This is a genomic window from Endozoicomonas sp. SESOKO1 (assembly GCF_024606265.1).
Classification (GTDB): domain Bacteria; phylum Pseudomonadota; class Gammaproteobacteria; order Pseudomonadales; family Endozoicomonadaceae; genus Endozoicomonas.
Genome location: NZ_JAHHPP010000139.1, coordinates 1 through 6,192, shown reverse-complemented (window position 1 = coordinate 6,192; position 6,192 = coordinate 1). Strand labels below are relative to the sequence as shown.

Here is a 6,192-nt window from a genome sequence, read left to right as displayed (position 1 = left end):
AGGAGCTAGAGCAACGCAGGAGCAGTTGCCGGTAGGGCAGTCTATTCTCGGACAGGCTCCTGGCACCACATCTAATAAGACCGGCTCAGAATTCAACGTCAGGCCATGCAGGTAACATTGCTCTTTGAAGCGTGCTACCAGTATCTTGCCGTTCGGACAATCCGTGTAAGCCTCTACCACCGCCTCCGGTGTGACTGGCTCGCCATACAACCGCAGGTTCCTCAGGCAATACCGCTCTATGAAGCACGCTCTACTTGTCTTGCCTTTTATAGTATCCGGGAAAGCCTCAAACACTGCTTCCGGGGTGACCGTCCGTCCATAAAGCCGCTGTTCCTGCAGGCAACATTTTAATTTGAAGTACGCTAGCTCCAGTTGGCCTTCCGGAGTGTCCGGGAAAGCCTCAACCACCGCTTCCGGGGTGACCGGCTGGCCATTCAGCGTCAGGCCCCTCAGGCAACATTTTGCCTTGAAGTGCGCTATTCCCATCTTGCTTTGTGGACAATCCGGGAACGCCTCAATCACGGCATCCGGTGTGAGCCACTGGTCATTCCACTGCTGGCAGCCCAGGTAACATTTCGCTTTGTGGTTCGCCTTTTCCAGAAGCAGCAAGGTCATGGATGTATCGCGGTCAAAAATTTCTTTAATCAGGGAATCTGACCGGAGGAACGACACATGACGTGTATGCGTCGCGCTGAAATTGACGAAATCAGAAAAACTCAACTGACGGGCAATGCGTTGCAGTGTTTCGTCAGAAAGTTTGTTCAAAAGGCAGTTATCAGGTTGGAAATGCACTTTTTGCACGGTTCTGAGACCAAAAAAAGCGAATGGAATATCTGAATCAGCTATTTGAGGGTTAAGAATGAATGATTTTACTTGAGGTGAAACTGTATTGCCTTGAAGCATAATCAATGTCCTTTTTTTCCTGCTTTCTTAAGAGTCCCGGTCCGGAAAAAAGTTTCGCTGGCAGAAATGTTCTGCCTGCTTTAAATAGGAAAACGATCATGCTGACCGGGTACTCATACAGGAACCCAGGGCAGGGTTGGGGCAAGTCTGTTATGGATGGTGCGAATAAATAACCTGGCACCTGTCAACTCAAGATCTGCCAGTGACAGTTCCAGATGGTTTTTGCTGCCATCGGTTATCAATCGCAGGCCGACAAAGTTCAGCTCTCCAGCAGTGCTTGGAATCCGCAGCCGAAGCAGGCCGTTGTGTTTGACTTCAATCGTTGATAAATCAGGATTGAATTCAAAGGGGGCAGCAGAGCCTGCCCTGAAGAGAGGCTGGAGCAGCGTTTCCAGAGTGCTATCAATGGGTTCAGCATTTTCTTTCGAAAGCCGTTGGTAAACCGGGGTAAGCAGCACCATCGATAGAGATGCGGATAAACGACGTCGGCTCTGGCTGGAAAGTGCCCTGCGCAACTGCCATCGTGACAGCATGCGGTGTTCTATCAGGTATTCTCCAAGAGGCTTGTCATGGCTTACTGATCGTTGAATGGCTTCATCAAGCTGCTCTGGCGAGATATACCCTTTGGTTATCAGGATCTGGCCCAGCCTTGAGTTGTGATAAGCTGCTTGCGGTTTCTGTTCTTTCATCACCAAGGGCCATCATCCTGCTTGGGCATTGCTTTCAATATCGGCCAACGGGATAATGGTTTGATCATTGCGGATGGTTTGAAGCGGTTTGTCCAGAAATCGTTTTTGCCAACTATTCTCGTCATGGCGCGTTGACAACGTGCCCTGAATGTTTTCTTCAACAGGCTCATTCATGTCAAAAAATACGGTGGATACTGAGCGTTTTGCTTTTGAGCAGTCTTTGGCCGAACTGGAGACATTGGTTCAGAAAATGGAGTCCGGGGATATGAGCCTGGAAGAATCCCTCAAGGCCTTTGAACAGGGCATTAAACTGACCCGTGGCTGCCAGAAAGCATTGACCGATGCTGAGCAGAAAGTTCAAAAGCTGCTGGTGCAAAATGGTGAGCTGACTTCAGAGCCGTTTGATGGGGCAGTTGTAGAGCCATCAGCAGATAGAGAGCAGTGAAAATGGCAAACCCTGTGCCGCTTTCCGTATTTATCGAGCAGTGTCGTTTACAGGTGGATAATGCACTCTCTACCGTACTGCCTGATAACAGTAAGGTCAGCCCCCTTCTACTGGAAGCTATGCGATACAGTGTCTTCAATGGCGGCAAAAGAGTTCGTCCAACGCTGGCCTATGCAGCCTGTCATGCCCTGGGAGGGGATGTCAGGCAGGCAGACCCTGCAGCCTGCGCCGTTGAGTTAATTCATGCCTATTCACTGGTTCATGATGACTTGCCAGCGATGGATGATGATGACCTGCGCCGGGGTAAGCCAACCTGCCACAGGGCATACGATGAGGCAACGGCGATTCTGGCAGGCGATACGCTGCAGAGCCAGGCTTTTGAAGTGCTGGGCAATGCCCGTTTATGCCCTGGATCAATCCTGGCGGACAGTGTTCGATTGCAGCTGGTTACTATTCTCAGTCAGGCTTCGGGATTGGCTGGTATGGCTGGTGGTCAGGCGATGGACCAGTGTGCAACCGGAAGTGTTTTGAACCAGCAGCAGCTTGAGTTGATGCACACCCATAAAACCGGTGCTCTGATTCGGGCCAGTGTCCGTATGGGAGCATTGTGTGCCAGACCGTTGCAGGACGATGAGTTGCAGTCACTGGATCATTATGCAAGAGCAATCGGCCTTGCCTTCCAGGTCCGGGACGATATTCTTGACGTTATTGCTGATACGGCGACGCTGGGCAAGCTTCAGGGGGCAGATGTGGCCCTGGACAAACCAACTTACGTTTCTCTGATGGGGCTGGAGTCGGCGAAAGCTTACGCAGAAGAGCTTCACCATAGCGCGATCAGTGCTCTTTCCGGGTTTGACCATTGTGCTGATTTTCTTCGCCAGATTGCCGATTACATTGTTCGAAGAAGCTATTAACGCTGCTGTTGGTTTCTTCAGGAACCCAACCTACCTATTTGTCAATGCTAGGCTGCACAGCAAGATTGTGCGATGCTATTTCTTTAAGGTTGGGTGTACAATGCCAACCGGCTGATCATCCCGGACGTTATTACGAGCACATGTTTCACGAGATACCCAAGACACTGCCTGATACTCCGTTACTGGACCAGGTAAATAATCCGGAACAACTTCGCGCACTTGACGAATCCCGGCTGCCACAACTGGCTCGGGAGCTGCGGGAGTTTTTATTGTATTCCGTTGGGCAGACAGGGGGGCATTTTGGCGCCGGGCTTGGCGTAGTGGAGCTGACCATTGCGCTTCACTATATGTTCAATACACCACAAGACCGTTTGGTCTGGGATGTTGGTCACCAGGCATATCCGCACAAAATTCTGACGGGGCGCAGGGATAGAATGTCATCCCTGAGACAAAAAGATGGCCTCGCCGCTTTCCCGAAAAGAGAGGAAAGTGAGTTCGATACTTTTGGTGTGGGACATTCCAGTACGTCGATCAGCGCAGCGCTTGGCATGGCAATCGCTTCCCGTGCCAAAGGTGACAAGCGACGCGCTGTTGCCGTTATTGGCGATGGTGCCATGACGGCGGGTATGGCTTATGAAGCGATGAATCACGCCGCTGATGTCAAGGCCAATATGCTGGTGATTCTTAATGATAACGATATGTCCATTTCCAGAAGTGTTGGCGGACTCTCCAATTATCTGGCCAAAGTCCTTGCCAGCCGGACTTACCACCACATTCGCGAAGGCAGTAAAAAGGTTCTGAATGTCATTCCCCATGCCTGGGAGCTGGCAAGACGAACCGAAGAACACGTCAAGGGAATGGTGGTTCCCGGAACGTTGTTTGAAGAGATGGGCTTCAACTATATCGGCCCTATTGATGGTCATGACTTGCCCATGTTGATTCACACCCTGAGAAACATGAGAGACCTGGATGGACCTCAGTTTTTGCATGTGGTGACTCAGAAAGGTAAAGGATTCAATCCGGCCGAGCAGGACCCTATTGGCTACCATGCCATCACCAAGCTGGAACCTCAGGCAACAGAGAACCCGAAAGTGGTTGCCCCCAGGAAGCCCAGGTACGCCAATGTTTTTGGACAGTGGTTGTATGATATGGCTGCAGTGGATGAGCGGTTGATGGGGATCACGCCAGCCATGAAAGAAGGCTCTGACCTGATTCGTTTTGCGGATCACTTTCCGGAGCGTTATTTTGATGCGGCGATTGCTGAACAGCACTCGGTGACACTGGCGGCAGGCATGGCCTGTGAAGGCCTCAAGCCGGTGGTTGCGATCTATTCGACATTCCTGCAGCGGGCTTATGATCAACTGATTCATGATGTCGCTGTGCAGAAGCTGGATGTGCTTTTTGCCATCGACCGGGCGGGTATGGTGGGGGAAGATGGCCCAACCCATGGTGGCTGCTATGACATTGCCTATCTGCGTTGTATCCCCGATATGCTGGTGATGACGCCGGGGGATGAAAATGAAACCCGGCAATTGTTGTCTACCGGTTTTCATTACGATGGGCCTGCGTCGGTTCGTTATCCACGGGGATCGGGGCCTGGTGTCGAGATTTGCCCTGATCTTGAGCCTTTGCCGGTGGGTAAAGGTGAAATTCGCCGCAGGGGAAGTCGGGTCGCGCTGCTTGTGTTTGGAACCTTGTTGGGGAACGCCCTGGCAGCTGCTGAGACGCTGGACGCAACGGTTGCCAATATGCGGTTTGTCAAACCTCTGGATGAAGCTCTGGTCAAAGAGCTTGCTGCCAGCCATGAGCTGTTGGTGACCATCGAAGAAGGTTGCATTGCTGGTGGTGCTGGCTCAGGGGTTATTGAATATCTGCAGAAGCAGGAAATTAATGTACCGGTTCTGAATCTCGGTATTCCTGATACCTATATTGAAGCGGCAAGCCATAAGGAACAGCTGGCTCAGTGTGGTCTGGATAAAGAAGGCATTATTCGTTCGGTTCATGATCGGATGGAGCGGATAGAACGGAAGTCATTCCACCTTGGTAAGGCAGCAACACCGGCTTAGGGGTAGCGTTTGTCCTGAGCCTCTATACTTCCCACGACAACGTCGAGATGATAAAAAAAGGGAGCCTGCTGGCTCCCTTGTTGATGTTATTTGATGGGTTCAGGCCGTATTGTACATGTGCCCCAGTTTCCACACCTTAGTGGCCAGATAACGCTCATTATGAGGGTTTTGACCGGTCTGGTGAGGAATTCTTTCGACAACCTGAATGCCCAGTTTGGTAAGAGATTCAACTTTGCGTGGATTGTTGGTCATCAGCTTCAGGCTGGAAACGCCAAGATGATCAAGCATGGTTTTGCACATGTCATACTTGCGCATATCCGGCTCAAAACCCAGCTCTTCATTAGCCTGAACCGTATCCATGCCACAGTCCTGAAGATGATAGGCGCGAACCTTGTTCAGCAGACCAATGCCACGGCCTTCCTGGCGGAGATAAAGCAATACGCCCCGACCTTCTTCAGCAATACGCTCCAGGGCTGCCTGAAGTTGTGGGCCACAGTCACAGCGCATGCTGAACAGTGCATCACCGGTCAGACATTCAGAGTGAACCCTGGCAAGTACCGGTCCCCCCTGACTGACATCCCCCATGGTTAATGCCAGATGCTCCTTGCCCGTACCACCGTCTTCGAAGCCATACATGATGAATTCGCCATAGGGCGTGGGTAAGCGAGACTCTGCAACAAAACTAACAGACACTCACTGCTCCTTATGTAATTCGTGACCGGATTGTATCAGTCTGTGAAGCTTCTAGCGAGTATGGTAATGAAGCAGAAAGATAGAGAGATCTACAGGCTGACCTGGATCAATAGGCTGATAATTTGCCTCAATCTGCATGACTCCACGATGCCCTGAGAGTTTGACGTGTTTCAGGAAACTCATGCCAGATAAAGAATCCCGGTCCTGGCTCAAACTATGTGACAACTTGCTTCAGGTAAAAACAGTGAATGGCCTGGAGGGAGATAAATGCAAAGACACCGGCCACCAGGTCATCAATCATAATGCCAATACCACCGTGAACTTTTTTATCCAGCCAGCTGATCGGCCATGGCTTCCAGATATCAAACAGCCTGAACAGCACAAAGCCCAATAAAATCCACTGCCATCCTGCCGGGGCGGCGATCATGGTTATCCAGAAGCCGCAGAATTCATCCCAGACAATGGCTGGATGGCAGTGGATT

Annotated in this window: 8 protein-coding genes; 3 read left to right on the top strand and 5 right to left on the bottom strand. The window is 51.1% G+C overall.

Annotated elements, in window-relative coordinates; translation table 11 throughout:
• The 3 genes from KDK13_RS07020 to KDK13_RS07010 all read right to left on the bottom strand — a co-directional run.
• The coding region (locus KDK13_RS07020; RefSeq protein WP_257284263.1) for a hypothetical protein at positions 1-765 on the bottom strand (765 nt) is incomplete at its 3' end.
• A gap of 251 nt (positions 766-1,016) precedes the next feature.
• Positions 1,017-1,592, bottom strand: coding sequence for a hypothetical protein (locus KDK13_RS07015; RefSeq protein WP_257284262.1), 576 nt, complete (start codon positions 1,590-1,592; stop codon positions 1,017-1,019).
• 12 nt (positions 1,593-1,604) lie between these two features.
• Complete coding sequence (locus tag KDK13_RS07010) at positions 1,605-1,766, bottom strand: hypothetical protein (protein WP_257284261.1); 162 nt, start codon at positions 1,764-1,766, stop codon at positions 1,605-1,607.
• Here KDK13_RS07010 and KDK13_RS07005 point away from each other — a divergent pair.
• The 3 genes from KDK13_RS07005 to dxs all read left to right on the top strand — a co-directional run bounded on the left by KDK13_RS07005 (position 1,765) and on the right by dxs (position 5,017).
• Positions 1,765-2,037 (top strand): exodeoxyribonuclease VII small subunit, encoded by a 273-nt coding sequence (locus tag KDK13_RS07005; protein WP_257284260.1) that lies wholly within the window; start codon positions 1,765-1,767, stop codon positions 2,035-2,037. The two genes, KDK13_RS07010 and KDK13_RS07005, sit on opposite strands and share 2 nt — an antisense overlap.
• A 2-nt stretch (positions 2,038-2,039) precedes the next feature.
• Positions 2,040-2,951, top strand: coding sequence for a polyprenyl synthetase family protein (locus tag KDK13_RS07000; protein WP_257284259.1), 912 nt, complete (start codon positions 2,040-2,042; stop codon positions 2,949-2,951).
• A gap of 140 nt (positions 2,952-3,091) precedes the next feature.
• A complete protein-coding gene (gene dxs / locus KDK13_RS06995) occupies positions 3,092-5,017 on the top strand; it encodes a 1-deoxy-D-xylulose-5-phosphate synthase (protein WP_257284258.1) in 1,926 nt (641 codons plus the stop codon).
• Positions 5,018-5,116: 99 nt separating this feature from the next.
• On the opposite strand, the gene ribA is transcribed toward dxs, so the two are convergent.
• Together ribA and KDK13_RS06985 are read right to left on the bottom strand one after the other, a co-directional pair.
• Complete coding sequence (gene ribA, locus KDK13_RS06990) at positions 5,117-5,710, bottom strand: GTP cyclohydrolase II (protein WP_257284257.1); 594 nt, start codon at positions 5,708-5,710, stop codon at positions 5,117-5,119.
• A gap of 214 nt (positions 5,711-5,924) precedes the next feature.
• A partial coding sequence (locus KDK13_RS06985) for a phosphatidylglycerophosphatase A (protein WP_257284256.1) occupies positions 5,925-6,192 on the bottom strand: 268 nt, incomplete at its 5' end.

Excerpts from the sequence above, each read along its gene's own strand:
- KDK13_RS07005 (WP_257284260.1), top strand. The coding sequence starts at position 1,765 with ATGTCAAAAAATACGGTGGATACTGAGCGTTTTGCTTTTGAGCAGTCT.
- KDK13_RS07000 (WP_257284259.1), top strand. The coding sequence starts at position 2,040 with ATGGCAAACCCTGTGCCGCTTTCCGTATTTATCGAGCAGTGTCGTTTA.
- KDK13_RS07015 (WP_257284262.1), bottom strand. The coding sequence starts at position 1,592 with ATGAAAGAACAGAAACCGCAAGCAGCTTATCACAACTCAAGGCTGGGC.
- KDK13_RS07010 (WP_257284261.1), bottom strand. The coding sequence starts at position 1,766 with ATGAATGAGCCTGTTGAAGAAAACATTCAGGGCACGTTGTCAACGCGC.
- dxs (WP_257284258.1), top strand. The coding sequence starts at position 3,092 with ATGTTTCACGAGATACCCAAGACACTGCCTGATACTCCGTTACTGGAC.